The organism is Sphingomonas rhizophila, assembly GCF_014396585.1.
In the GTDB taxonomy this organism is placed as follows: Bacteria; Pseudomonadota; Alphaproteobacteria; order Sphingomonadales; family Sphingomonadaceae; genus Sphingomicrobium; species Sphingomicrobium rhizophilum.
The window spans coordinates 1,574,498-1,600,693 of the sequence record NZ_CP060717.1 but is presented as its reverse complement, the minus strand read 5'-3'; the positions used below and the strand labels follow the sequence as shown (position 1 = coordinate 1,600,693).

Sequence of the window (26,196 nt, the reverse complement as noted above, 5' to 3'; positions counted from 1 at the left end):
CTAGCTGCGCGTCTTGCGCGCGACGGCGATGGCTTCCTTCAGTGCATCGTAACCGACGGCGGAATTCATCACCCGGTCGCCGACGATGAATAACGGCGTGCCGGTTGCCCCCAACTGGCTCGCGGTTGCGAAGTTCGCCTTCAGTTCCGCTTCCTGGTCCGGCGCGTCGGTCGGGGTCGCGGCCACGCCCGCTGCCGCAGCCGCCTGGGCGATGGTTTGCGGCGTCGGCCGTCCCGCTTCGTAGAGCGCGTCGTGGAACGCCGCGAACTTGCCCGCCTTCGATGCCGCCAGCGCGACGCGCGACGCGGCGATGCTGTCCGGGCCCAGGATCGGCAATTCACGATAGACGATGCGCAGGCCCTTGTCCTCGGCCACAAGCCGCTCGAGGTCAGGATTCGACTTGCGGCAATATCCGCAGGCGTAATCGTAGAAATAGGTCAGGACGACGTCCGGCTTGGCCGCGCCCTTCCATGACGAATGAAAGGGGGTTTCGAACTGCGCGCGGCTGGCGGCGAGCATCGGCGCATATTGCTGGTCACGAAGCGCGTCGTTGGACTGCACGAGGATGTCGGGATGGGCGACCAGCGCCTCACGCACCATCCGCTCCCCCAACAGCTTGGGCGCCAGCGCCAGCGTCACTGCCGACCCGATGACCGCGCCAATCGCACCGCCGACAATCGCGGCGGTCCACCCTTTTCCTCCGGTCTCGCTCACTCGGCCTTCTTCTTTTTCTTCTTGTTCTTGTTGAGCTCATAGTCGGAGACCATGGCGATGTCCTGCGCCCGAAGGTAATCGGGGGTACCCGGCTTCAGGCCGGCCATCGCCGACCGCGCGGACGCCAACGCCAGCTTGTTGTTGCCCTGAAGATTATTGCGCTCGGCCGACGCCAGCGCCGCGCGCGGCGCGTCGCCTTCGCGGTCGTAGGCGACGCCCAGCACGTACCAGGCAAACGGGTTGTCGTTGTCTCGGTTGACCGCGCTCTTCACGACCTGCTTGGCTTCCGCGATATTCTTGGGGTCATCCGACGCGACCAGCGCGTGGCCCAGCATCACGGCAATCATCGGCTGGTCCGGGGCGCGCGCAACGGCTTCCCGCAGCGGCGCGATCGCCGCCTTCGGGTCGCCGCCTTCCAGCAGGGTCTGGCCCTGAAGCTCCAGGAAGAAGGGGTCGTGGGGAATGGCGGCGATCAGCGCCTTCACTTCCTGTGCCGCTTTTTCCGGATAGGCACCCCGGTGATAGGCGTAGGCCCTGGCGTAATGCGCCGGGATGCTCTGGTCGCTTTCGGGATAGGCCATCGTCGCCTTGCGCGGGTCGAGGTAGCCCAGCAGCTTGGCCTTGATCCGCTTGAAGCGCATCTCGATCGCGGGATCGGTCGGCCGGTTCCAGGCCGGATCCTTGCGGTAATTCTGCTCCAGCGCGGCGATCCGTTCGCCCGACAGCGGGTGGGTGCGCCCGTAGCTATTGTCCTGCGGTATCGCGAGGCGGAATTCCTGGTTCTGCAGCTTCTTGAAGAATTCGATGCTGCCCTTGCCGCTGTAGCCCGCGGCGGAAAGATATTTCGATCCGGCCTCGTCGGCGCTGGCTTCCTGGGCCCGGGTGAAGGACAGGAAGTTGCCCATCGCCGCCTGTTGGCCCGCCGCGATCACGCCAAGCGCCGCTTCACCGGCGCCGGCCACCGCCGCCGCGACGCCGAGCAGGATCGACAGGACGGATATCCCCGTCGCGGCCTTGACGCCGTCGTTCATGCGGATGGCATGGCCGCCGGCGACGTGGCCAAGTTCGTGGGCGATGACGCCTTCCAACTGGTTGGCGTTATCTGCCGCCTCGATCAGGCCGGAATGGATGTAGACCACCTGTCCCTGGGCAACGAAGGCGTTGATCTCGTCGTCCTGGATCATCACGATCTGGACGTGGCGCGGATTGAGCCCGGCACCCTCGATCAACGGCTTTGAAATATCCCGAAGGAACAGTTCGGTTTCGCTGTCGCGCAGGATTTGCTGGGCCGCGGCGGGCTGGGCGGCCGCGAACAGCATCAGCGACAGCAGCATCGTCGCCCGGGCGGCGCGTTGGACGAAGCGCATCATCGTGTCGCTCTTAAGCGAGCCCCGTGAACCCTGGATGAAAGGCCGCCCGGCCGCGAACCAGCCGGGCGTCCCGTCATTACCCGAACGTCCGCTGCCACCAACCGCCGCGACGCGGGGAACCGTCCTCGTTCTCGTTTTCGGCCGATACGTTTTCCGCGGCAGGCTCCGCGGCTGGTGCGGCAGGCTCCGGGGCCGGTTCGGCGGTCGCCGTCGCGGCTGCGGCCTTGCGGCTGCGGGTCTTCTTGGCCGGTGCGGGCGCAGGCTCTTCGGCAACCGTCTCGGCGGCCGTCTCGGCCGGCACAGCCGCCTTCTTGGCGCGGCTACGCTTGGGCTTGGCCGGGGTTTCCTCAGCCATGGCTTCGGCGGCCGGAGCTTCCGCGGTTGGCGCCTGGACGGCCTCCGCCGGCGTCGCCTCGGCGGTCTTGCGAGCACGCGGACGGCGGCGAGCCTTGGGCTTGTCGTCGGCCGGTGCTTCCTCGCCCGGCGATTCGGCTTCGGGAGCCGCTACCTCGGCGACCGCAGCTTCCTCTGCATCCACCGCGTCGTCGGCGACGGCAGCTTCCGTCTCGGGCCGATCGCCACCGCGACCGCGACGGCCGCGTCCACCGCGACGTCCCCGGCGCGAGCGGCTGCGTTCGCCATTCTCGCTGTCGGCCTGTTCCGCCGCATCGGTATCGGCTTCCTCGCCAACGGGTTCCTCGTCGGACAGAGCCTCGCCATCCTCGCGGTCGCCGGTTTCCTCGTCGCGGCGGTTGCGGCCACGTCCGCCACGGCGGCGGCGGCGGCGCCCACGGCGTCCGCCGCGCTCTTCGCCATCGCCATCGCGGTCGCCACGGCCACGCTCGGAGCGCTCTTCCGTTTCTTCCTCTTCCTCTTCGTCCACCTCGTCCTCGATCGGCAGATCGTCCTCGTCTTCCTCGACGATCGGCGCGGGGACGGGGCGGCGGCGCGGGTCGGGACGCGGCCCGCTGCTCTCGACGCTCATGCGGGCGCCCTCGAACGCCTCGTCGATGGCGATCTCGACCGTCACGCCATAGCGATCCTCGATCTCGGCCAGTTCGGCGCGCTTTTTGTTCAGCACATAGATCGCCGCCTCGCGCCCTGCGCGGAGCAGGATTCGATCGCCGCGGCCGCGCGCGGCCTCGTCCTCGATGATGCGCAGTGCGCTCAGGCCGGCCGACGAGGCGGTGCGCATCAGGCCGGTGCCCTCGCAATGCGGGCAGGCCTTCGTGGACGCTTCGAGCACGCCGGTGCGAAGCCGCTGGCGGCTCATTTCCATCAGGCCGAAGCTGGAGATGCGACCGACCTGGATGCGGGCGCGATCGTTTTTCAGCGCTTCCTTCATCGCCTTCTCGACCTTCCGCACATGGGACGACTGTTCCATGTCGATGAAGTCGATGACGACCAGGCCCGCCATGTCGCGCAGGCGGAGCTGGCGCGCGATCTCGGCCGCGGCCTCGAGGTTGGTGGCGTAGGCCGTCTGTTCAATATTGTGCTCGCGCGTTGAGCGGCCCGAGTTGATGTCGATGCTGACCAGCGCCTCGGTCGGGTTGATGACCAGGTATCCGCCGCTCTTCAACTGGACCACCGGCTGATACATCGCCGACAGCTGGTCCTCGACGCCATAGCGCTGGAAGATCGGCGTCGGGTCGGAATAGGCGCTGACCCGGCGCACGTGGCTGGGCATCAACAGCTTCATGAAGCCGCGCGCCGCCTTGTAGCCATCCTCGCCTTCGACAACGACCTCGTCGATTTCGCGGTGGTAAAGGTCGCGGATGGCGCGCTTGATGAGGTCGCTGTCGCGATAGATCAGCGCCGGCGCGGAGGAGGCGAGGGTGCGCTCGCGCACTTCGTCCCACAGCCGCGCGAGATAGTCGAAATCGCGCTTGATCTCGACCTTGGTCCGCGACAGCCCGGCCGTGCGGACGATGAGGCCCATCGTCGACGGCAGGTTCAGATCCGACATGATCGACTTCAGCCGCTTGCGGTCGGAGCCGTTGGAAATCTTGCGGCTGATCCCGCCGCCGTGCGAAGTGTTGGGCATCAGGACGCAGTAACGGCCGGCGAGGCTGAGGTAGGTTGTCAGCGCGGCGCCCTTGTTGCCGCGCTCTTCCTTGACGACCTGGACCAACAACACCTGGCGGCGCTGGATGACGTCCTGAATCTTGTAGCGGCGGCGAAGGTTCTGGCGCTTCTGGCGAAGCTCGTCGGCGGCGCTTTCGTCGACCGGCGAGCGGGCCGACCCAGTGCCGACTTCATGCGCCTCGTCGTCGCTCGATTCGCCCTCGGCCTCGTCGGCTTCGGAATCCGCGTCGGCATCCTCGTCGACGTCGTCGTCCGAGGCATATTGCTCGTTGCGAAGCCGCTCTTCCTCGGCGGCATGCTCGGCCTCTTCGCGCAGCAATGCGTCGCGGTCTGCCTTCGGAATCTGGTAATAGTCGGGGTGGATTTCGCTGAACGCGAGGAAGCCATGGCGATTGCCGCCGTAATCGACGAACGCCGCCTGAAGCGACGGTTCGACGCGGGTGACCTTGGCTAGATAGATATTCCCCTTGAGCTGCTTGTGCTCTTCGGACTCGAAATCAAATTCCTCGATCCGATTTCCCTTGGCGACGGCGACCCGGGTTTCCTCCGGGTGGCGCGCGTCGATCAGCATGCGCATGGACATACGAATTTCTCCGGGCGCGCAGGCCGGCCGCTCGGGGCCGGCGGCGCGCAATACTAATGGCTTGTCCGGGCGAACGATCGCCGGTCGGGCAAGCGGTTAAAGCTGGAAATGCCTCTGCTGCAGTGGCCAGTGCCGGCGTACCGGCAACGGACGCGCCACGCGGCTTGGAAAGCCGAGTGCGAAATGCGTCCTGTAGCGTCATGCAGCGTCAACCTTGAAGGCCGCGGTTCCGAGCGGATCGCGGCATCGCCCAACCGGAATGGCCCGGCATGGACGATTGCGGACTAGCACTGACAGTTGCGGGCCGCAACCATTTGACGCGGAGCCCCCGGGGCCGTGATAAGCGAAGGATGATCGGCTTTGCGGGTTTGAGCGGTAGGACGCGCATGGCGGCGATCTTCGGCGCCGTCGCGGTGCTCGGCGTCGGCATGTTCATCGGTTTCCGGAGCCGGGCGCCAGCGGACGCGACGATTGACAGCGCGCTGGTCGGTGAAGCGCGAAAGGGCGGGCTGACCGTCGAGCTTCCCCAGGCCGTCGGCGACATCCAGGTGTCCGAAGCGCGCGTTCCGGGAAGACCCATCGTTCTGCTCGACCCCGGTCACGGCGGCCGGGACCCTGGAGCGACCGGTGTTTCGGGCACGGTGAAGGAAAAGGACCTGACGCTGACGCTCGCGCGTGAGGTCCGCGACTTGCTGGTGGAGCGCGGCCGCGTGCGCGTAGCCCTGACCCGCAACGACGATCGATACCTGACCCTGGAACAACGCGCGGCGATCGCCCGGCGGCTGGGTGCGGCGATCTTCATCTCGATGCACGTCGACAGCGCGCCCAATCCGCTGGCCCGCGGGGTCACCGTCTATTCGTTGTCGGATGTCGCCTCCAGCGCGGAAGCGGCGCGTTTCGCCGCGGCCCAGAACAGGGTCGATGGTGCGCTCAGCAGCGAGACCGACGGATCGGTGAGGGCGCTCTTGTCCGACCTCGCACTCCGCGACCAAATGGAGGATTCGGCGGCATTCGCCGCGCGGCTCGTGCGCCGCGCCGCGGGTCCGGTGCAGCTCCGCCCGCGCCCGCACCAGTTCGCCGATTTCCACGTGCTTCGCCGTGCCGAAACGCCGGCGATCCTTCTGGAGGGGGGTACATCAGCAACGTCGATGACGAGGCGATGCTGGTCACCGCCGAAGGGCGAGCGGCTCTCGTCAGGGCGCTGGCCCAGGCGATCGAGGCGCACGCCGCGTCGCGGCAATCGCGATGAACCCCACTCTCGTTCAGCGTCTTTCGCCTGCCGCTTCAAGCGGCTAACGAGGGCGCGACCATGGCTTCCCTGTCCTTGCCCTTTCCCAATCTCGTCGCATTCAACGAGCGGGTTCATGCACGCATCGATCCCTTCTTCGCGCGCCCCTGGATCCGGCGGTTTAGCTATCTTTTCGCGGGCGGCTTCGCCTTCTTCGTCGCGGTCTGGCTTTACTTCGCCAGCGGCCTGCCGACGTCCGAATCGCTGCTCTCCTACCAGCCTCCGCTGCCGTCGAACGTGCGGGGCTATGATGGGAACCCGATCGGCACCTACGCCCGCGAGCGCCGGGTGGAACTGGCCTATGACGAATATCCGCCGCTGGTCGTCAACGCCTTCATCTCGGCGGAGGACAAGACCTTCTTCCGCCACGGCGGCATCGATTATCCGGGCCTGGTCGGCGCGGTGTTCGATTACACGACCAAGTCGGTGACCGGCGGCCGCGCGCGCGGCGGTTCGACCATTACGCAGCAGGTCGCGAAGTACCTGCTGCAGGACAACAGCTACGCCGTCACTCGCAAGATTCGCGAGGCGATCCTCGCCTTCCGGCTGGAATCGACCCTGTCGAAACAGCAGATCCTCGAACTCTATCTCAATTCCATCTTCCTCGGCCGCAACGCCTATGGCGTCCAGGCGGCGAGCCGCGCCTATTTCGACAAGGATGTTGCCGACCTGACGCTTCCGGAAGCGGCCTATCTGGCAGTGCTGCCCAAGGCGCCGAGCAATTATGATCCCGTCCGCGCCACCAGGAAGGCGCTCATCCGCCGCAACTATGTCCTCAACGAAATGGCGCGCAACAGCTACATTACGCCGGCCGAAGCGCAGGCGGCGACATCGCTTCCCCTCGGCACCATCCGCTACGGGTCGAACGCCAAGTTTCGCGAACAGGGCGGCTATTTCCTCGAAGACGTTCGCCGCAGCCTGCTCGCCCGCTTCGGCGAAAAGGCGGAGGATGGCCCCAACAGCGTCTATGCCGGCGGCCTGTGGGTGCGCACGTCAATGATGCCGAGGTACCAGGACGCTGCCGCCGAAGCGCTCCGCGAAGGCCTGGCCCAATTCGACGGCGGCCGCGGCTGGCGCGATCTCGGCCTGTCGGTCGACATGTCGCAGGACTGGCGCGCTCAATTGTCGCGAGCCGCGGTGGGCACCGGCTTTCCGGACTGGAAGAAGGCGGTGGTCCTCTCAAAGGGTGGCGGGCAGGCCGAAATCGGGTTCGCCGACGGATCGACCGGGGTCCTTCCGGCGTCGGCGGCGGTCCAGCCCAAGCGCGGGGTCGGAGGCGCAGCCTTCGGGCATCTCAAGCCGGGCATGATCATCATCGTCAAACAGCTCGGCACAAACAGCTATGCGCTGCGCTCCATTCCCGAGATCGGCGGCGGTTTCGTGGTTGAGGAAGTGCGCACCGGCCGAGTGCTGGCGATGCAGGGCGGCTTCGATGTCATCGGTTCGTCCTACAACCGCGCGACCCAGGCGCTCCGCCAGCCCGGTTCGGCGTTCAAGCCGATCGTCTATGAAACGGCGCTCGAGAATGGGCTGACGCCCGCCAGCATCCTCGTCGATGCGCCGTTCTGCGTGTGGCAGGGGGCGGGCCTCGGCAACAAATGCTTCCGCAACTTCGACGGCGGCTATGCCGGGCCGAAGACGATGCGCTGGGGCGTCGAACAATCGCGCAACCTGATGACGGTTCGCGCCGCGTCGCAGACCGGCATGGACAAGATCGTCGCGACCGCCGAAAAGCTCGGCCTCGGCAAATATGATCCCTATCTGTCGATCTCGCTCGGTGCGGGTGAGACGACGGTGCTGAAGCTCGTCAACGCCTATGCCATCCTCGCCAATCAGGGCCGGCAGGTGAAGCCGACGCTGGTCGACTATGTCCAGGACCGCAACGGCAAGGTCATCTACCGCAGCGACAACCGTTGCCGGGTGATGGAAGGCTGCAACGCCGCCGATTGGGACGGGCGGTCGATGCCGCGGCCGCCGAACCGCAACCGCCAGGTGCTCGACCCGCAGGCCGCTTACCAGATGGTTCACATCCTCGAAGGCGTCGTCGAGCGCGGCACTGCGACGACCCTTCGCGAGCTCGACCGGCCGATGTTCGGCAAGACCGGCACCACCACCGGCCCGACCAATGTCTGGTTCGTTGGTGGCACTCCTGACATCGTCGGCGGTGTCTACCTCGGCTACGACCAGCCGCGCTCGATGGGCGGTTACGCCCAGGGCGGGCGGATCGCGGCGCCCATCTTCAAGCAATTCGCCCAAGCAGCCTTCAAGGACCTTCCGAAAACGCCATTCGTCGCCCCGCCCGGAATTCGCATGGTGCGGATCGACCGGGTCACCGGCAAGCGCGTATTCGGCACCTTCCCGGTCACGGAAGACCCCAAGTCGTCGGTGATCTGGGAGGCCTTTCAGCCCGAAACCGAGCCGCGCCGGAGCTTCCGCCGGAGCGTCGAACTGGCCGGCGGCGATGCCGCGACCGACACCAATGGCCGCCCGGCCGCCCGCACTGTCGCACGCCGTCCCGCCACACCGGCCAAACCCAAGGCGCCGACCGACAGCGGCGAGTTCTTGCAAAGGCAGGGCGGCATTTACTAGGCGGTTGGCCGAACCGCCTTTCGAACAGGACTTTTGTCATGCGCGCCGAAGCGCAAGCCCATATCGACCAGATCAATGCCGCGACCGCGCTGCTGCGCCGCTTCCTCGATTGGGACCGCGCGCTCCGCCGGCTCGAGGAGCTGAACGCGCGGGTCGAGGACCCGACGCTGTGGGACGATCCCAAGGGCGCGCAGGAAGTCATGCGTGAACGGCGCCGCCTGGAAGAGGCGATCGCCGCGACTCGCAAGATCGAGACCGAACTGACCGACACGGTCGAGCTGATCGAGATGGCCGAGGCCGAGGGCGACGAGGGATTGGTCGATGACGGCGTGGCCTCGCTCGCCGACCTCGCCGAGCGGGCGGAGCGGGACAAGGTCGCCGCGCTGCTGGCGGGCGAGGCGGACGCCAACAATAGCTACGTCGAGGTCAATTCGGGCGCTGGCGGAACCGAATCCAATGACTGGGCGGGGATGCTTCAGCGGATGTATTCGCGGTGGGCGGAACGGCACGGCATGAAGGTCGAGCTGATCGACCATCACGCGGGCGAGCAGGCCGGGATCAAGTCGGCAACTCTGCTGGTGAAGGGCGAGAACGCCTACGGCAACCTCAAGACCGAAAGCGGCGTCCACCGGCTGGTGCGCATTTCGCCCTACGACAGTTCGGCGCGGCGCCACACCAGCTTCGCGTCGGTCTGGGTCTATCCCGAAGTCGACGACGACATCGACATCGAGATCAACGAGAGCGAGCTTCGCATCGACACTTATCGTGCGTCCGGCGCGGGCGGACAGCACGTCAACACCACCGACAGCGCGGTTCGCATCACCCACATCCCGACCAACATCGTCGTCCAGTGCCAGAATCAGCGCTCGCAGCATAAAAACCGCGCCGAGGCGATGAAGCAGCTGAAGGCCCGACTGTATGAAGTGGAGCTCCAGAAGCGCGAGGCCGAGGCCAACGCCAGTGCCGCGGCCAAGACCGACATCGGCTGGGGGCACCAGATCCGCAGCTACGTTCTGCAGCCCTATCAGCTGGTCAAGGATTTGCGCACCGGCGTTACCTCGACCGCGCCGTCTGATGTCCTCGACGGCGACCTCGACCGGTTCATGGCCGCCGCCCTGTCCCAGCGCGTGACCGGCGAAAAGGTCGAGGTCGAGGATGTCGACTGAGCCGCCGAGCGCCATGGCGAACGGAGCGTAGCGCGTGAGCCTTGCGGGAGAGACGGCGAAGCGCGGCCAGCCTTGCATCGCAAGGACTGACGGCGCGGCATTCACTCCCGCGCCCCGCGTCGTGCAGGGTAAGGTGTTCCCGGCGCTATGCCTTGCCGCCATCTCTCTCGCCGGTTGCCGGGCGGAGCCGGCGTCGAACCAATTCCCCGACGCCGAGCGCGACGTCGCGCCGATCGTGTCAGACCAGTTTTCCACCGAAGACGCCCGCGACCGGCTGGGCGAGGCCGAGGAAGTCATGCGCCTGTCGGGCGTGCGCGCGGGCATGTCAGTGGCCGACATCGGCGCTGGCGAGGGTTACTACACCGTGCGCCTCTCGCCCGTGGTCGGGCCCCGCGGACGCGTCCTGGCTCAGGACATCCTGGAAGATGTGCGCGACCGACTGGCCCAGCGCGTGCAACGCGAGGGACTTGATAATGTGTCGGTGCGCCTCGGAACCGCCGACGACCCCAAATTGCCCGGGAATTCGTTCGACCGTATCTTCCTGGTTCACATGTACCACGAGGTCACGAACCCCTACGCGTTCCTGTGGAACCTGCGGGAAGGCCTCAAGCAGGATGGTGAGGTGGTCGTGGTCGACGCCGACCGGCCGGCCCGCCGTCACGGCATGCCGCCAGCGCAACTGACGTGCGAGATGGCCGCGATCGGGCTTGACCCCGTACGGAAGGTCGATCTGACCGGCGGGGAAGCGTATCTGATGAGCTTCAGGGCCGCCCGGCCACGCCCCGAACCTTCGCAGATCAAGGCGTGCCCCGCGCCGCACAAGCAGGAACTTCCAGGGCCGCCTCGGCCCGCGGCGTAAGGTCTACAGCAGCCCCATTCGCCGGAGGCTGGTGCAATCGCTGTCGCCAAAGATCAGATGATCGACGACCATCAGGTCGATCGCCTCGGCCGCGAGCGCCAGTCGACGCGTTGCGCGGCAGTCGGCCTCGCTCGGCCGCGCATCGCCGCTGGGGTGGTTATGCGCCAGGACGACTCCGGCGCTTCCAAGGCGAGCAGCATCGCGGATGATGTCGCGGACCGGCATCTCGACCTCGCCAACGCCACCGTCATGGCTCGACAGCTGCATGCAGCGCGCCTCCTGATCGAGGTGCGCGACCCACAAACGCTCCTGCGTCGATGCGCCGGGCTCGGAAAGGCACTGCGCGAAGAAGCGGCGGGCCGCTTCATGGCCGTTGAGACGGGCAGGTGATTCGGCACGCTGGATCCGCATGCTCGCCTAGCTAGGGGGCCCGGCCCGAACAGGCCAAGGCAACTTGGTCCAAAATCGAGCGAAGACGCAGCAACTTGCGCTGGACGAGGGAGCACGAGCGGGTAGGGTGAGGCCATGCGCACCTATCTCGACGTCATGCAGCGGATCCTCGACGAGGGCGTTCCGCAGAGCGACCGAACCGGCACCGGGACCCTGTCGCTGTTCGGTGCGCAGATGCGGTTCGACCTGTCGCGAGGCTTTCCGCTGCTGACGACGAAGAAGCTCCATTTGCGATCAATCATCGTCGAACTGCTGTGGTTCTTGCGTGGCGACACCAACGTCCGCTGGTTGCAGGACCGCAAGGTCAGTATCTGGAACGAGTGGGCGGACGACAACGGCGATCTCGGCCCTGTCTATGGCAAGCAATGGCGCGACTGGGAGGCGGCGGACGGTCGGCACATCGACCAGATTCGCGAGCTGATTGCGCTCATCAAGCGCGATCCCTCGTCGCGGCGCCAGATCGTTACTGCGTGGAATCCCGGTGAGATCGACCGGATGGCGCTGGCCCCTGTCACTGCCTGTTCCAGACCCAGGTCGCTGCCGGCCGGCTCAACCTGCAGCTCTACCAGCGCAGCGCCGACTTCTTCCTCGGCGTGCCATTCAACATCGCCAGCTATGCGTTGCTTACCCACATGCTTGCCCGTGCCTGCGACCTGCAGCCTGGCACGTTCGTATGGACCGGCGGCGATGTTCACCTGTACTCGAATCATCTCGACCAGGCGCGCGAACAACTCTCACGGGCACCGCGCGCCTTGCCGAAGTTGGTGATCAAGGATCGCGGACAGGACATCGACACGTACGAGCCCGAAGACTTTGCGTTCGAGGCCTACGATCCCCACCCGCACATCGCCGCACCGGTCGCGGTCTAGCGGCGGTCGAACAGGCCGGCCAGCAGGCCCGGCATCTCATCTGGCGTGACCGTGCTCCAGTCGACGGTGATGTCGGGGGCGATGCCTTCGATCTCGTTGATCCCGGCGCCGGTGTAGCGGCTGCAGTTCGGCATCATGATGTGAAGGTTGGCCGCCTTGAGCGCGATGGCGCTTCCGCCGTCGATGTAGCCGCAACCGGCACCAAAAGTCCGCTCGCCGGCGATCATCGCGCGCCCGTTATCCTTCAGCCAGGTGACGAATTCCTCCGTGGCAGAGGCCGACCGGCGGTCGGTCAGGATCGCCAGCGGCCCCGTCCAGGTGCCGGTTCCGGCCATCGTCTCGGTCTCGGCCGAGCCGGCATAGATGGGGCAGGGGCGTTCGCCTTTCCAGACGGCGGACCGATCGCACGCTGGACCGACGCGGCGTGGTGCCTGCCGCTTGAGGGTGCCGCTGGCGAACATCGCCGCGACTTCGCTGCTCCATTCGCTGCCGCCGCCATTGCCGCTGACATCGACGACCAGCTTGCGAACGCCGCGCTGCCGCAGCGTGCCGATCAGTGTCGTCAGCTGACGATTGAGTTCCGCCCGTGTCGCCAGCTGCAATGCACGCGAATCCATGCCGGGCTTCGCAACGATCTTGCAGGCACTCAGATAGCGGTCTTCGCCGAAGGCGGGGATGCGGACGATGCCGATGTCGCCAATCTGGCCGGCCACGAATGGGCCATCAGACAACGGTTTCCAGCCGGCTGCCTTGACGTAGGGCAGGCGCGTTGCCGCCTTTCCGTCAGCGTAATGCGCCTCACCGCACTTGGGGCGTGCCTCCGTCGGCCCATCGGCATTGCTCTGACGGGGCAGCAGGCCGGCACTCGATGGCGGCGGTCCGACCTGAAGCTGCAGGTGCGGGTCGTCAAACGCGTCGATCAACTTGGCAAAGACCAGCGCCGCTTCGACATCACTCTGTGCCTTGTCCAGCATGGCGCCGATCTGGGCGTCGGCGCGAGCGAGGTTGAACGTGCGCCGGTCGACCTGCCAGTCGAGGTTGGCATAGCCTTGGGCGAGGCCAACCTTTACGCGCTCAAAGTCAGCCTTCCAGGCCGACCGGTCGAAACCGGGGTCGCTCGCGGTGGCGAGGGCGGGAACCGATATCAGTCCGATGGCGGCAGCAAGATGCGTCAGTGTCATACGACACTAATACACCGAAGCCCCTCAACTTTCAAGCGCTGCTTCTTTTCCGCATTTTACACGCAACCCAAACGTTTCGCCTTCGTTCGTTCAGCGCAGAGACAGGAGAACATCCCATGGTTCGCAAAGTAATGACCCTGGTGCTGATCGGCAGCAGCCTGGCAATCGCGGCTTGCAACACCGTTCGCGGTGCGGCTGCGGACGTCAATTCGGCTGCGAACGCGGTAGACAACGCCACGTAAGACTGGCCATGGTCGTTACGCCTATACAAAGGAGTTCGACCATGGTTTCCAAAGTGACGGCGGCGCTGCTCGTCTGCAGCGCTCTCGCACTCGCGGCTTGCAACACCGTTCGTGGCGCTGCCGCTGACGTGAATTCGGCCGCCAATTGCGCGGAAAACACGATCAATACCGGCTACTGCAAGTAATCCCGGACTGCCTTCCGCCAAGAGTGCAGTGATCGACAAGAAGCCCCGCCGGTGAAAGCCGCGGGGCTTTTTTTTCTCACTCTCTTCGCCATCCGGCATTGGCAATTTCAAGCGCGGCAGGCCATGGTGCCGGGATGTTGCTTCGGTTTCCCGGGTATCCGTTTCGTTGACCGATCCAGATGACGACACGCTAGGGTTCATCGTCGCCAGCTTCCCTCCATTTGGGCGCTGGAACTTCTGTTGACCCTGAAGCGAGCCGGCGGAGCTTGCAGCCACGCCAATCTCATCGAGCGGCTGCGTGCGAGCGAGCATGTCGTCGGACGTGCGCTGGAATCGTTGACCGCTGCCGGGCTGGTTTCCAACGACCTCGACACGGCCGTCTACATGCCGTCCAGCCGGGCCGTCGGCGCGAGCGTTGACCGGGCGGAAGAGCTTTACCAGCGCAAGCCCAACGCCGTGCGCCGCGCGATCATCGGCGCGCACTCGAACAGCCTGGCCGCCTTTGCCGACGCGTTCAAACTCCGAAAGGCCGACGATGACTGAGGCATTCCCCGGCGTGGTCTACGTCCTCTGCCTGTTGACCAGTACGGCGTGCGCCCTTCTGCTGGCCCGAAGCTATTGCCGCCACGGCATGTCGCTTCTCTTGTGGAGCAGCATTTGCTTCACTTTTCTGGCCGCCAACAATCTTGTCCTCGTCATCGACCTGCTGATTTGGCCGGACGGCGACCTGCGCACCTTGCGAGCCTCGCTGGCCCTGGCGGCCTCGGCATCGCTTATCTGGGGCGTGATCTGGGACACGGGGAGGACTGCGAAATGAGCACGCTCTACATTTTCCTGTCGGGCAGCAGCGTATTCGGCTTCTTCATTTGCGCGCTCTTCTTTTTCAGCTTCTGGTGGCGGTCGCACGACGATCTGTTCATCGCCTTCGCGATCGCCTTCGCGCTTCTGGGCACGGGGCAGGCCGTCCAGATCCTCGCCAACATCCCGGACGAGGACCGAAGCTATATCTACCTGTTCAGGCTGACCGCATTCGCCATCATCCTTTTCGCCGTCGGCCGCAAAAACCTGCGAGCGGCCTGACGTGGTTCCCAAGGATTAGCTGTTTTTGACTTTCACGGGCGATCAATTTCGAAGCGCAACAACCTGATCGACCATTCGTGCCCTCGCCAACATCGCGGAAGCCGAGAGCAACTCGGGAGAGAGGATTCGTTCTGCAGCGCGGCGTAAACGTCGTCCAGCATTCGAACGAGACCGTGATACGGTGTGTGCTGGAACACCTTGTCGCGAAATCCACGAAGACCAGCGCGGGTCATTCCTATACCGGACGATATCAACTCAAACGGAGCCCGCTTGCCGACGTTTTGCCCGCCCGTCACGCGCAGGAAGGGGTTGAACAGTTCCGTTTCAGCGGTGGCGAGACTGCCCCGCACCGTGATCGCGAAAGCCGGCGGATTGATGTCGGGCGAAAGCTTGAGTCGGCCACGCACCGGGCCGTCGGTAATGATGCAGTCCAGAAGATCGTAACCTACCCGCCGGTTTCCGCTCGCGTTGCGAAGCGTTCCTTTCAGCCCGTTAGCCTCTTCTTGTCCGGCCAAGAATAGCCAGGCGCCGCACATGTGGGGAAGGAAATCATGGACGGCGCCTCCGGGAAGCTTGACCCCGCTATCGCCAAGGTTGAGATCGCCAAACGGCCCGTTGGCCAGGTCCAGCGAAAGCTCGATGTCCACTTCGCGAACCCTGCCGAGTGTTCCAGCGTCGATCAGCGGGTGAAGCGCGAGAACATTCTCATTCCACATCGTATTGGCGCTCTCGACAAGCACCAACTTTCGTCCGGCAGCCTCTTCTAGCAGCGCCGCACTGTCGGCGGCGTTTGCCGTCATGGGCTTTTCACAGATGACATGACTCCCCGCGGCCATCGCCAGCCGGATGAGCTCTTCGTGTGTGCCGGGGGGCGTTAATACGTGAACCACATCGGGCTTGGCCTTGGTCAGCATTTCGGCAGTATCGGTAAAGCTAGATGATGCCCGGTACCGATCGCAGAAAAGAGCGGCAGTCGATGCCGAACGGTCAACCGCTGCAACGAACTTCGCGCGGGGGAGGCTGAAATGAACCGCACATGTTCGTGCGCGATTGCTCCGCACCCGACGATTGCAGTTCTCAAGGGTGCCGGCAATTGTCCCGCCATTCTACCAAGACTTCAGTTGGCCAGTCAGACCCGTTCGCCGCTTCTTCGGGTGGGTATGAGCGCAAAGATTCCTTGTCAATCGTGCGTCCGAACGGCACCGTCTTGGCCGCTATCCCGGTTTACATCAGGACGATCTGCAGTGGCCGAACTTCGATGCAATCGACCCTGATGTTTCACGGGATCGGCATTCCAGGACATCCGATGGAGCCGGGAGAAGAAAACTATTGGATCAACTGGGACCAATTTGACGCTATTGTCGATTATTGCGCAAAGCTCCCTCCCGATGAGGTCAATTTCACCTTCGATGATGGTAATCAGTCCGATCTCGAAGCAGCGCGACGAATGCGTGCGCAGGGGGTCGACGGCAGCTTTTTTGTCCTCGTCGGGCGGTTGGGGGCACCGGGTTACTTGACGGAAGCCGAGGTTGGCGAACTCTTGGATCTTGGGATGGAAGTCGGCTTGCACGGCCGCAACCATATCGACTGGCGCAAGGCGGATGACGCGACGTTGAACAGCGAGATTGACCGCGCCGCCGAAGAACTCGGAGAGCTTTGCGGACGACCGGTCGAAGCGGTCGCCATTCCCTACGGCCACTACGATCGACGCGTTTGGACCTATCTCGAGCGGTCCCCCTTCAGGCGGATCCATACCTCTGATCGCGGCCGCTCCAGGCCTGTTGACCGCTTCGTCCGACGCGAGCCGGTCATGCGTTGGCATGATATTGCTGATGTGGTTGAGCTGATCGCAGGGAAGGCCTCGCCGGCCAAACGACTGCGCCAGGCAGTCATGCCGCGCCTCAAGCGCTTGGCGTAGAAGCTCCGGCGGCTGGACTGCGCTCACACCAAGCCAGCATCTCCCGTCTCGGCCAGACGATCGACCAGCAGGTTGGCACATATTTGCCCTGCTCATAAAGCGCGCGGCGGGTGGGGGATGTCGCGGTCGATGACTTGATGTCGAAAGGTGTCGTCCCGTGGCGAACCATCAGGGCACCGCCTTCAACGGGAACGCGCCGCAGATAATCCAAACGCGGCGACACCTCGGCCAACGCCGGGTCGTAAAACCAGCTCGTTGCGATGAAGCCAGCGACTTCTGGCAAGGCCGTCAGCAGGTCTCCCACCTCGGCATAGCACCGGTCCCAGCCCTTTTCATTGAACTCGTCTAAATAGCGATCTTCGGTGTGAGGCCGAAACCAGGGCCGTGAAATCGCGTGCCATGCAAGTCGTGGAGATTTTCCAGCTATCGAAACGACGGTCTTCAATCCTGGTCGCTCCGCCAAATCGACGACCTGGGCGCCGCATGGCACAGTCATTCCCGTGACGAAGCGGTAATCCTTGAGGAAATGATCGTCCGGATAACGGTAACTCGCGTCGAGATCGCTTGAGAGGAAATCCAAAAGGTGACGGAGAGCCACTTCGCTTCGTTCACCGACCCTGGCCGTTAGTCCCTGCCGCAGCCGATCCGCGTTGCTGGCGGCCAGGCCCGCGATCGTCGCGCGAGATGCGGTCCTCGCCTGCTCGGAAGGTAAAGCGGCCACAGCCTTGAGCGCCGCTTTCGCCTCCTTGCCAACATCCTCAAAACCATAGGTTCGGCCATTTGTCGGCAACCGGCTTTTGGCTTGGTTGACCAATTCGACTTCGTGTGGCGCCAACTCTGCGACTAATGCCGCGTGCAGCCGGTCGAATTCTTTCGCAAGCTCTGACATTCGAATTGGCTCTCCCATCGCGTAAAGCAGCGCGCTTCTGGGGGCCAATGTCAACCCGACGGCACTGGGGTGTATCGCCCCGCGACGGGAATTGTAGGCGTTACATCATGAAAAAGGCCGCCGCTCTGGGAAGAGCGACGGCCTTTTCGCTTAGCATTTACCGCGACGATCAGTCGTTGAGGTAGTCGCCCGCGTCGGCGTCCGTGCCGGTGCCCGAGGTGACGACCTCGGCCAGCGGATCCGGACCCGTGGCGCTGGCGTCGCGCGGGCTTTGGGCCAGCTCGGCGGCATGCTCTTCCTCGGCGCTGTTCGGCGCGATCAGCGCTTCCTGCAGCTTGCGCTGCGCGGCACGGAGCGAGGCATCGCGGCTGGTGGCCGCAACGCGCAGGCGGTTCATGCCGGCACCGGTTCCCGCCGGGATCAGGCGACCGACGATGACGTTCTCCTTGAGACCGTTCAGCGTATCGATCTTGCCCTGGACCGACGCCTCGGTGAGGACGCGGGTCGTTTCCTGGAAGGACGCCGCCGAGATGAAGCTGCGGGTCTGCAGCGACGCCTTGGTGATGCCGAGCAGCACCGGGCGGCCCTGCGCGGGCGTCTTGCCCTTGCCGAGCTTCGAGTTCTGCTCGTCCATTTCCTCGCGGTCGACCTGTTCGCCGGCCAGGAGGACGGTGTCGCCTCCGTCGGTGATCTCAACCTTCTGCAGCATCTGGCGAACGATCACCTCGATGTGCTTGTCGTTGATCTTCACGCCCTGCAGTCGATAGACTTCCTGAATCTCGCTGACGAGATATTCGGCCAGCGCTTCCACGCCGAGCACTTCGAGGATGTCGTGGGGATCGGGCGAACCACCGACGAGGTTGTCGCCGCGCTTGACGTAATCGCCTTCCTGGACGTCGATCACCTTCGACTTCGGGACGAGGTATTCGACCTCCTCCGACCCGTCCTCGGGGATGATCGCGATCTTGCGCTTGGCCTTGTAGTCCTTCTTGAAGCTGACCTTGCCGCTGACCTTCGCGATGATCGCGTTTTCCTTCGGCTTGCGGGCTTCGAACAGCTCGGCGACGCGCGGCAGACCGCCGGTGATGTCACGGGTCTTGGCGGCTTCACGCGGCATGCGGGCGAGCACTTCGCCGGCCTCCACGGTCGCACCGTCCTCGACCGCGACGATCGCGCCCGGCGCCAGTCGATAGACGCCGGCCTCGGCCGCGTCGGCACCCGTCAGGGTGAGGCGCGGACGAAGGTCTTCCTTCTTCGACTTGGCGATGTCGTCGTTGACGACGCGCTGGGTGATGCCGGTCGACTCGTCGGTCTGTTCCGTCATCGTGCGGTTCTCGATCAGGTCCTGGTACTTCACCGTACCGGCCCGCTCGGTGATGACCGGGCTATACGACGGGTCCCATTCGGCGATCCGGTCGCCGCGGCTGATGATGTGACCGCTTTCGACCATCAGGTGCGCACCGTACGGAATACGGTGGGTGCTGAGTTCACGGCCGTCCATGTCGAGGATCGCGATCTCGCCCGAACGCGACAGCGAGATGTGCCGGCCGCGCGGGTCGGTGATCGTCGGCATGTCGCGAAGCTCGATCGTGCCGTCGACCGGCGCCTCGAGGTTCGACTGCTCGTTGAGCTGCGCCGCGCCGCCGATGTGGAAGGTCCGCATCGTCAGCTGGGTGCCCGGCTCACCGATCGACTGGGCGGCGATGACGCCGACGGCTTCACCGATGTTGACCGGCGTACCGCGGGCAAGGTCACGGCCGTAGCACTTGGCGCAAACGCCCTGCTGCGACGCGCACACCAGCGGCGAGCGGATCTTCATGCCCTGAAGGCCGAGCGCCTCGATCTGGGCGACCATCGCTTCGTCGAGCAGCGTGCCTTCTTTGATCAGGACGTCGTTGGTCTTCGGATCGACGATGTCCTCGGCCGTGGTGCGGCCAAGCACGCGATCGCTGAGCGAGGCGATCACCGCGCCGCCCTGAACGATGGCGCGCATCTCCAGCATGCGGTCGGTGCCGCAATCTTCCTCGATGATCACCGCGTCCTGCGACACGTCGACGAGGCGGCGGGTCAGGTAGCCCGAGTTCGCCGTCTTAAGCGCCGTGTCGGCCAGGCCCTTGCGGGCGCCGTGGGTCGAGTTGAAGTATTCAAGGACGGTCAGGCCTTCCTTGAAGTTCGAGATGATCGGCGTTTCGATGATCTCGCCCGACGGCTTGGCCATCAGGCCGCGCATGCCGGCAAGCTGCTTGATCTGCGCCTGCGAACCACGAGCGCCCGAGTGGGCCATCATGTAGATCGAGTTGATCGGCGCCTCGCGGCCATCCTCGCCCTTTTTCACGGACGAGATTTCCTTCATCATGGCCGTGGCGACCTGGTCACCGCAACGCGACCAGGCGTCGATCACCTTGTTGTACTTTTCCTGCTGGGTGATCAGGCCGTCCTGGTACTGCTGTTCATAGTCCTTCACCAGGCTACGAGTTTCGTCGACCAGGCCTTCCTTCGATGCCGGGATGACCATGTCGTCCTTGCCGAACGAGATGCCGGCCTTGAAGGCGTGACGGAAGCCGAGGCCCATGATCGCGTCGGCGAACAGGACGGTCTCTTTCTGGCCGGTGTGGCGATAGACGGTGTCGATGACGTCGCCGATCTCCTTCTTGGTGAGAAGGCGGTTGACGGTCTCGAACGGCACCTTGTGGCTCTTCGGCAGCGTTTCGCCGAGCAGCATGCGGCCCGGGGTCGTTTCGAAGCGCTTCATATACTGCTTGCCGGCCTCGTCCGTCTGCGGGACGCGGCTGACGATCTTGGAGTGGAGCGTCACCGCCCCGGCCGACAGCGCCTGGTGAACTTCGGTCATGTCGGCGAGCAGCGAGCCTTCGCCCGGTTCGCCTTCCTTCTCCATCGACAGGTAATAGAGACCCAGCACCATGTCCTGCGAAGGCACGATGATCGGCTTGCCGTTGGCGGGCGACAGGATGTTGTTGGTGCTCATCATCAGGACGCGCGCTTCCAGCTGGGCTTCGAGGCTCAGCGGAACGTGCACGGCCATCTGGTCACCGTCGAAGTCGGCGTTGAACGCCGAGCAGACCAGCGGGTGAAGCTGGATCGCCTTGCCCTCGATCAGCACCGGCTCGAACGCCTGGATGCCGAGGCGGTGGAGCGTCGGCGCGCGGTTGAGGAGGACCGGGTGCTCGCGAATGACTTCGTCGAGGATGTCCCAGACTTCCTTGCGCTCCTTCTCGACCCACTTCTTGGCTTGCTTCAGGGTCATCGACAGACCCTTGGCGTCGAGGCGCGAGTAAATGAACGGCTTGAACAGCTCGAGCGCCATCTTCTTCGGCAGGCCGCACTGGTGCAGCTTGAGTTCCGGGCCGGTCACGATGACCGAACGGCCCGAATAGTCGACGCGCTTGCCGAGCAGGTTCTGCCGGAAGCGGCCCTGCTTGCCCTTGAGCATGTCGGACAGCGACTTCAGCGGACGCTTGTTGGCGCCGGTGATGGTGCGGCCGCGGCGGCCGTTGTCGAACAGCGCGTCGACGGCTTCCTGAAGCATGCGCTTTTCGTTGCGGACGATGATGTCCGGCGCGCGCAGCTCCATCAGGCGCTTGAGGCGGTTGTTGCGGTTGATGACGCGGCGATAGAGGTCGTTCAAATCCGACGTCGCGAAGCGACCCCCGTCCAGCGGCACCAGCGGGCGCAGCTCGGGCGGGATTACCGGAATTACCTCGAGGATCATCCATTCCGGCTTGTTGCCGGAGTCGATGAAGCTCTCGACGACCTTCAGCCGCTTGATGATCTTCTTTGGCTTGAGTTCCGACTTGGTGACCGCCAGCTCGTCGAGCAGCTCCTTGCGCTCGCCTTCGAGGTCGAGGTCCATCAGCATGGTGCGAACGGCCTCGGCGCCGATGCCGGCCGAGAAGGCGTCCTCGCCGAACTCGTCCTGCGCGTTGAGCAGCTCGTCCTCGGTCAGAAGCTGGTACTTCTCCAAGCTGGTGAGGCCCGGTTCGATGACAACATAGCTTTCGAAGTAGAGGATGCGCTCCAGCTGCTTCAGCTGCATGTCGAGCAGCAGGCCGATGCGCGACGGCAACGACTTCAGGAACCAGATGTGGGCGACCGGCGCGGCCAGCTCGATGTGGCCCATGCGCTCACGGCGGACCTTCGAGACGGTAACTTCGACACCGCACTTCTCGCAGACGATGCCCTTGTACTTCATGCGCTTGTACTTGCCGCACAGGCATTCGTAGTCCTTGATCGGACCGAAGATGCGCGCGCAGAACAGGCCGTCACGTTCCGGCTTGAACGTGCGATAGTTGATCGTCTCCGGCTTCTTGATCTCGCCGAACGACCACGACCGGATCTTGTCCGGCGACGCAATGCCGATGCGGATCTGGTCGAAGGTTTCCGGCTTGGCCACCGGGTTCGCGAAGTTGGTCAGCTCGTTCATAGATTTCATTCCTTCACTCCCCGGCCGCGATGGGCCGGGGGTAGAGAACATCATTATTCGGCGGCGATGGCGGTCGGTTCGGCGTCCGGATCCTCGATCGAGTCCAGCTCGACGCTGAGGCCCAGCGAGCGCATCTCCTTGACGAGCACGTTGAAGCTCTCCGGAATGCCCGCTTCGAACGTGTCGTCGCCCTTGACGATCGCCTCGTAGACCTTGGTGCGGCCGATGACGTCGTCCGACTTCACCGTCAGCATTTCCTGCAGCGTGTAGGCGGCGCCGTAGGCCTGGAGCGCCCAGACCTCCATTTCGCCGAAGCGCTGGCCGCCGAACTGCGCCTTGCCGCCCAGTGGCTGCTGGGTGACCAGGCTGTACGGCCCGATCGAACGCGCGTGGATCTTGTCGTCGACCAGGTGGTGGAGCTTCAGCATGTAGATGTAGCCCACGGTCACCTTGCGATCGAACGCCTCGCCGGTACGGCCGTCGAACAGCGTGACCTGGCCCGAGGTATCGAGACCGGCCTTTTCCAGCATCGCCGACACGTCGGCCTCGCGGGCGCCGTCGAACACCGGGGTGCCCATCGGGACGCCGCCGACCAGGTTGGCCGCCAGCTCCATCACGCCCTCATCGCTGCGGGCGTCGATGTCCTTGGCGTAATTGTCGCCGTAGATGTCCTTGAGCTTCTCGCGGATTTCCTTCGCGTCCTTGCCGCTGATCTCCGCCCCGCGGCCGTGCATGCCTTCCAGCATCTCGCCGATCTGCTTGCCAAGGCCGCGCGCGGCCCAGCCAAGGTGGGTTTCGAAAATCTGCCCGACGTTCATGCGCGACGGCACGCCCAGTGGGTTCAGCACGATGTCGGCGTGGGTGCCGTCCTCCAGGAACGGCATGTCCTCGACCGGAAGGATCCGGCTGATGACGCCCTTGTTGCCGTGACGGCCGGCCATCTTGTCGCCCGGCTGCAGCTTGCGCTTCACCGCGACGAAGACCTTGACCATCTTCAGCACGCCCGGGGCCAATTCGTCGCCGGCCTCGACCTTCTGCACCCGGTCCTCGAACTTGCGGTCGATGACCTGGACGCTCTCGTCGTACTGGGCCTTCAGCGCCTCGAGGTCCGACTGGCGGGCGTCGTCCTTGACGGCGACCTTCCACCATTCGTGCTTCGGGGTTTCCTCCAGCATCGCCTCGTCGACCGTGGCGCCCTTCTTCATGCCCTTCGGCGCCGCGGTGGCGGTTTGGCCGATCAGCATTTCGCGAAGACGGGTGAAGGTGGCGCGGTTGAGGATCGCCTTCTCGTCGTCGGCGTCCTTCTTCAGGCGTTCCTTTTCCTCGGTCTGGATGGCGCGCGTACGGTCATCGATGTCGATGCCGTGACGGTTGAACACGCGCACCTCGACGACCGTCCCGGCAACGCCCGGCGGCAGGCGGAGCGAGGTGTCGCGCACGTCGCTGGCCTTTTCACCGAAGATCGCGCGGAGCAGCTTTTCTTCCGGAGTCATCGGGCTTTCGCCCTTCGGCGTGATCTTGCCGCACAGGATGTCGCCCGGCTCGACCTCGGCACCGATGTAGACGATGCCCGCCTCGTCGAGGTTGCGGAGCGCTTCCTCGCCGACGTTGGGGATGTCGCGGGTGATGTCTTCCGGCCCCAGCTTGGTGTCGCGGGCCATGACTTCGAATTCCTCGATGTGGATCGAGGTGAAGACGTCGTCCTTCACGATGCGTTCGGAAATGAGGATCGAGTCCTCATAGTTGTAGCCGTTCCACGGCATGAACGCGACGAGCACGTTGCGGCCGAGCGCCAGCTCGCCGAACTGGGTCGAGGGACCATCGGCGATGATCTCGCCGGTCTCGACCGTGTCACCGACCTTCACCAGCGGACGCTGGTTGATGCAGGTGTTCTGGTTCGACCGCTGGAACTTCATCAGCGTGTAGATGTCGACGCCCGATTCACCGGCGCGAAGTTCGCCGGTGGCGCGGATGACGATACGGCTGGCGTCGACCTGGTCGACGATGCCGGCCCGGCGGGCGGCGATCGCCGCGCCCGAATCGCGGGCGACGGTCTCTTCCATGCCGGTGCCGACCAGCGGCGCGTCGGCCTGCAGCAACGGCACGGCCTGGCGCTGCATGTTCGAACCCATCAGCGCGCGGTTGGCGTCGTCGTTCTCCAGGAACGGGATGAGCGACGCGGCGACCGACACCAGCTGCTTGGGGCTGACGTCCATCAAGGTGATGGTGTCCCGCGGCGCCATCAGGAAGTCACCGGCGCGACGGCTGGAGACGATTTCCTCGAGGAAGGCGCCATTCTGGTCGAGCTCGGCGTTGGCCTGCGCGATGGTGTGCTTGGCCTCTTCCATCGCCGACAGGTAGACGACCTCGTCGGTCACCTTGTTGTCGACGACCTTGCGATAAGGCGTTTCGATGAAGCCGTACTTGTTGACGCGGCTGAACGACGCCAGGCTGTTGATCAGGCCGATGTTCGGGCCTTCCGGCGTTTCGATCGGGCAGATGCGGCCATAGTGCGTCGGGTGAACGTCGCGGACTTCGAAGCCGGCGCGCTCACGGGTGAGGCCGCCCGGCCCGAGCGCCGAGACACGGCGCTTGTGGGTGACTTCCGACAGCGGGTTGGTCTGGTCCATGAACTGCGACAGCTGGCTGCTGCCGAAGAATTCGCGCACGGCGGCCACCGCCGGCTTGGCGTTGATCAGGTCGTTCGGCATGACCGTCGACACGTCGACGCTGCTCATGCGCTCCTTCACCGCGCGTTCCATGCGCAGCAGGCCGACGCGATACTGGTTTTCCAGCAGCTCGCCGACCGAACGGACGCGGCGGTTGGCGAGGTTGTCGATGTCGTCGATCTCGCCCTTGCCGTCCTTCAGGTTCACCAGTTCCTGGACGACCGCGATGATGTCTTCGCGGCGCAAAGTGGTGACCGTGTCCTCGGCGTCAAGGCCAAGGCGCATGTTCAGCTTGACGCGGCCCACGGCCGAAAGGTCGTAGCGCTCGGCGTCGAAGAACAGGCCGTAGAACAGCGCGTCGGCGGTCTCGCGCGTCGGCGGCTCGCCGGGGCGCATAACGCGATAGATGTCGGCCAGCGCCTGGTCGCCGTCCTCGGCCTTGTCGGCCTTCAGCGTGTTGCGGATCCAGGGACCGGTGTTGACGTAGTCGATGTCGAGCAGCTCGAGGCGGTCGACACCGGCCTTGTCGAGCTTCTCCAGGTTCTCGGCCGAGATCTCGTCACCGGCCTCGACGTAGATTTCGCCGGTCTTCTCGTTGATCAGGTCATAGGCCGAGAAGCGGCCGAAGATTTCCTCGGTCGGAATGATGACGTTCTTGAGGCCATCCTTGCCGGCGGCATTGGCCTTGCGCGGGGTGATCTTCTCGTGCGCCTTGAAGATGACCTCACCGCTGTCGGCGTCGACCACGTCGTGAGTCGGCTTCTGCCCGCGCCAGCCTTCGGCGGCGTAGGGGATCTGCCAGCCGTTCGAACCACGAACGTAGGTCAGGCGGTTGTAGAAGGTGTTGAGGATTTCCTCGCTCGACAGGCCCAGCGCATGGAGCAGCGCGGTCACCGGCAGCTTGCGCTTGCGGTCGATCCGGACGTTGACGATGTCCTTGGCGTCGAATTCGAAGTCGAGCCACGAGCCGCGATACGGGATGACGCGCGCGGCGAAGAGATACTTGCCCGACGCGTGGGTCTTGCCGCGGTCATGGTCGAACAGGACACCCGGCGAACGGTGCATCTGCGACACGATGACGCGCTCGGTGCCGTTGACGATGAAGGTGCCGTTGCCCGTCATCAGGGGCATGTCGCCCATGTAGACGTCCTGCTCCTTGATATCGATGACCGACTTGGCTTCGGTGTCGGGATCGATCTCGAAGCTGGTCAGGCGCAGGGTGACGCGCATCGGCGCGGCGTAGGTCAGGCCACGCTGGCGGCACTCGTCGGTGTCGAACTTCGGTTCTTCCAGCTCATAGCGGTCGAAGTCGAGGTGCGCGGTGCCCGCGAAATCCTGGATCGGGAAGACCGAGCGGAGGGTCTTTTCGAGACCCGAGACGTAGCCGATCGAAGGGTCGGAGCGGAGGAACTGTTCATAGCTCTCGCGCTGGACCTCGATCAGGTTCGGCATCTCGCTGATCTCATGGATGTTACCGAAGATCTTGCGGATGCGACGCGTGTTGGTGTGAACCGAACGGCCCGTCGAGGCCGGCACGTCTTTCGCTTTGGTCGCCATGTGTTTTCCTGCGCTCCGGACGCACGGCACCGCCGCGGCCCTCAGATAGAAGTCGGCGCGT

The 26,196-nt window shown here is 64.7% G+C and carries 18 protein-coding genes and 2 pseudogenes; 11 read left to right on the top strand and 9 right to left on the bottom strand.

Annotation, left to right across the window (positions count from 1 at the left end):
- From H9L12_RS08170 to H9L12_RS08160, 3 genes are all read right to left on the bottom strand, one after another.
- A complete protein-coding gene (locus tag H9L12_RS08170) occupies window positions 1–714 on the bottom strand; it encodes a DsbA family protein (protein ID WP_187541317.1) in 714 nt (237 codons plus the stop codon).
- Window positions 711–2,084, bottom strand: a complete 1,374-nt coding sequence (locus H9L12_RS08165) for a M48 family metalloprotease (RefSeq protein ID WP_187541316.1) — start codon at window positions 2,082–2,084, stop codon at window positions 711–713. The genes H9L12_RS08170 and H9L12_RS08165 overlap by 4 nt, the downstream gene beginning before the upstream one ends.
- Window positions 2,085–2,160: 76 nt before the next feature.
- Window positions 2,161–4,752: an Rne/Rng family ribonuclease gene (locus H9L12_RS08160; protein ID WP_223177099.1), complete on the bottom strand. Its 2,592-nt coding sequence runs from the start codon at window positions 4,750–4,752 to the stop codon at window positions 2,161–2,163.
- Window positions 4,753–5,021: 269 nt separating this feature from the next.
- Here H9L12_RS08160 and H9L12_RS14455 point away from each other — a divergent pair.
- The 4 genes and pseudogenes from H9L12_RS14455 to H9L12_RS08140 form a co-directional block, all read left to right on the top strand.
- Window positions 5,022–5,825 (top strand): annotated as a pseudogene (locus H9L12_RS14455) (N-acetylmuramoyl-L-alanine amidase family protein); the annotation flags it as partial.
- Window positions 5,826–6,061: 236 nt separating this feature from the next.
- Window positions 6,062–8,629, top strand: coding sequence for a penicillin-binding protein 1A (locus H9L12_RS08150; RefSeq protein ID WP_187541315.1), 2,568 nt, complete (start codon window positions 6,062–6,064; stop codon window positions 8,627–8,629).
- Between the two features lie 38 nt (window positions 8,630–8,667).
- Window positions 8,668–9,795, top strand: coding sequence for a peptide chain release factor 2 (gene prfB, locus H9L12_RS08145; RefSeq protein ID WP_187541314.1), 1,128 nt, complete (start codon window positions 8,668–8,670; stop codon window positions 9,793–9,795).
- Between the two features lie 34 nt (window positions 9,796–9,829).
- Window positions 9,830–10,654, top strand: coding sequence for a class I SAM-dependent methyltransferase (locus tag H9L12_RS08140; RefSeq protein WP_246450300.1), 825 nt, complete (start codon window positions 9,830–9,832; stop codon window positions 10,652–10,654).
- A gap of 3 nt (window positions 10,655–10,657) precedes the next feature.
- Here H9L12_RS08140 and H9L12_RS08135 read toward each other — a convergent pair whose 3' ends face one another.
- Window positions 10,658–11,065 (bottom strand): JAB domain-containing protein, encoded by a 408-nt coding sequence (locus tag H9L12_RS08135; RefSeq protein WP_187541313.1) that lies wholly within the window; start codon window positions 11,063–11,065, stop codon window positions 10,658–10,660.
- A gap of 114 nt (window positions 11,066–11,179) precedes the next feature.
- On the opposite strand from H9L12_RS08135, the pseudogene H9L12_RS08130 reads away from it, so the two are divergent.
- A pseudogene (locus H9L12_RS08130) lies at window positions 11,180–11,973 on the top strand (thymidylate synthase).
- On the opposite strand, the gene H9L12_RS08125 reads toward H9L12_RS08130, so the two are convergent.
- The gene (locus H9L12_RS08125) at window positions 11,970–13,154 is read right to left on the bottom strand and encodes a S41 family peptidase (protein ID WP_187541312.1); all 1,185 of its coding nucleotides are present in this window, start codon (window positions 13,152–13,154) and stop codon (window positions 11,970–11,972) included. The pseudogene H9L12_RS08130 and the gene H9L12_RS08125 sit on opposite strands and share 4 nt — an antisense overlap.
- Before the next feature lie 116 nt (window positions 13,155–13,270).
- On the opposite strand from H9L12_RS08125, the gene H9L12_RS08120 reads away from it, so the two are divergent.
- From H9L12_RS08120 to H9L12_RS08100, 5 genes are all read left to right on the top strand, one after another.
- Complete coding sequence (locus H9L12_RS08120) at window positions 13,271–13,396, top strand: entericidin EcnA/B family protein (protein ID WP_187541311.1); 126 nt, start codon at window positions 13,271–13,273, stop codon at window positions 13,394–13,396.
- A 41-nt stretch (window positions 13,397–13,437) separates the two neighbouring features.
- Window positions 13,438–13,581: an entericidin EcnA/B family protein gene (locus tag H9L12_RS08115; protein WP_187541310.1), complete on the top strand. Its 144-nt coding sequence runs from the start codon at window positions 13,438–13,440 to the stop codon at window positions 13,579–13,581.
- A gap of 240 nt (window positions 13,582–13,821) precedes the next feature.
- On the top strand, window positions 13,822–14,124 hold the full coding sequence (locus tag H9L12_RS08110) for a hypothetical protein (RefSeq protein ID WP_187541309.1): 303 nt from the start codon (window positions 13,822–13,824) through the stop codon (window positions 14,122–14,124).
- The gene (locus H9L12_RS08105) at window positions 14,117–14,398 is read left to right on the top strand and encodes a DUF5985 family protein (RefSeq protein ID WP_187541308.1); all 282 of its coding nucleotides are present in this window, start codon (window positions 14,117–14,119) and stop codon (window positions 14,396–14,398) included. Before H9L12_RS08110 ends, H9L12_RS08105 begins: the two co-directional genes overlap by 8 nt.
- Window positions 14,395–14,661 (top strand): DUF5985 family protein, encoded by a 267-nt coding sequence (locus tag H9L12_RS08100; protein WP_187541307.1) that lies wholly within the window; start codon window positions 14,395–14,397, stop codon window positions 14,659–14,661. The genes H9L12_RS08105 and H9L12_RS08100 overlap by 4 nt, the downstream gene beginning before the upstream one ends.
- Window positions 14,662–14,693: 32 nt before the next feature.
- On the opposite strand, the gene H9L12_RS08095 is transcribed toward H9L12_RS08100, so the two are convergent.
- Window positions 14,694–15,722, bottom strand: coding sequence for a Gfo/Idh/MocA family protein (locus H9L12_RS08095; RefSeq protein WP_187541306.1), 1,029 nt, complete (start codon window positions 15,720–15,722; stop codon window positions 14,694–14,696).
- Here H9L12_RS08095 and H9L12_RS08090 point away from each other — a divergent pair.
- A complete protein-coding gene (locus H9L12_RS08090; RefSeq protein ID WP_246450299.1) occupies window positions 15,698–16,579 on the top strand; it encodes a polysaccharide deacetylase family protein in 882 nt (293 codons plus the stop codon). The two genes, H9L12_RS08095 and H9L12_RS08090, sit on opposite strands and share 25 nt — an antisense overlap.
- Here H9L12_RS08090 and H9L12_RS08085 read toward each other — a convergent pair.
- From H9L12_RS08085 to rpoB, 3 genes are all read right to left on the bottom strand, one after another.
- The gene (locus H9L12_RS08085) at window positions 16,563–17,468 is read right to left on the bottom strand and encodes a hypothetical protein (RefSeq protein ID WP_187541304.1); all 906 of its coding nucleotides are present in this window, start codon (window positions 17,466–17,468) and stop codon (window positions 16,563–16,565) included. The two genes, H9L12_RS08090 and H9L12_RS08085, sit on opposite strands and share 17 nt — an antisense overlap.
- Before the next feature lie 169 nt (window positions 17,469–17,637).
- Window positions 17,638–21,909, bottom strand: coding sequence for a DNA-directed RNA polymerase subunit beta' (gene rpoC / locus H9L12_RS08080; protein WP_187541303.1), 4,272 nt, complete (start codon window positions 21,907–21,909; stop codon window positions 17,638–17,640).
- 53 nt (window positions 21,910–21,962) lie between these two features.
- Window positions 21,963–26,135 carry a DNA-directed RNA polymerase subunit beta gene (gene rpoB, locus H9L12_RS08075; protein ID WP_187541302.1) on the bottom strand — a complete coding sequence of 1,391 codons (4,173 nt, stop codon included), beginning with the start codon at window positions 26,133–26,135 and terminating at the stop codon, window positions 21,963–21,965.
- Window positions 26,136–26,196: the final 61 nt, after the last annotated feature.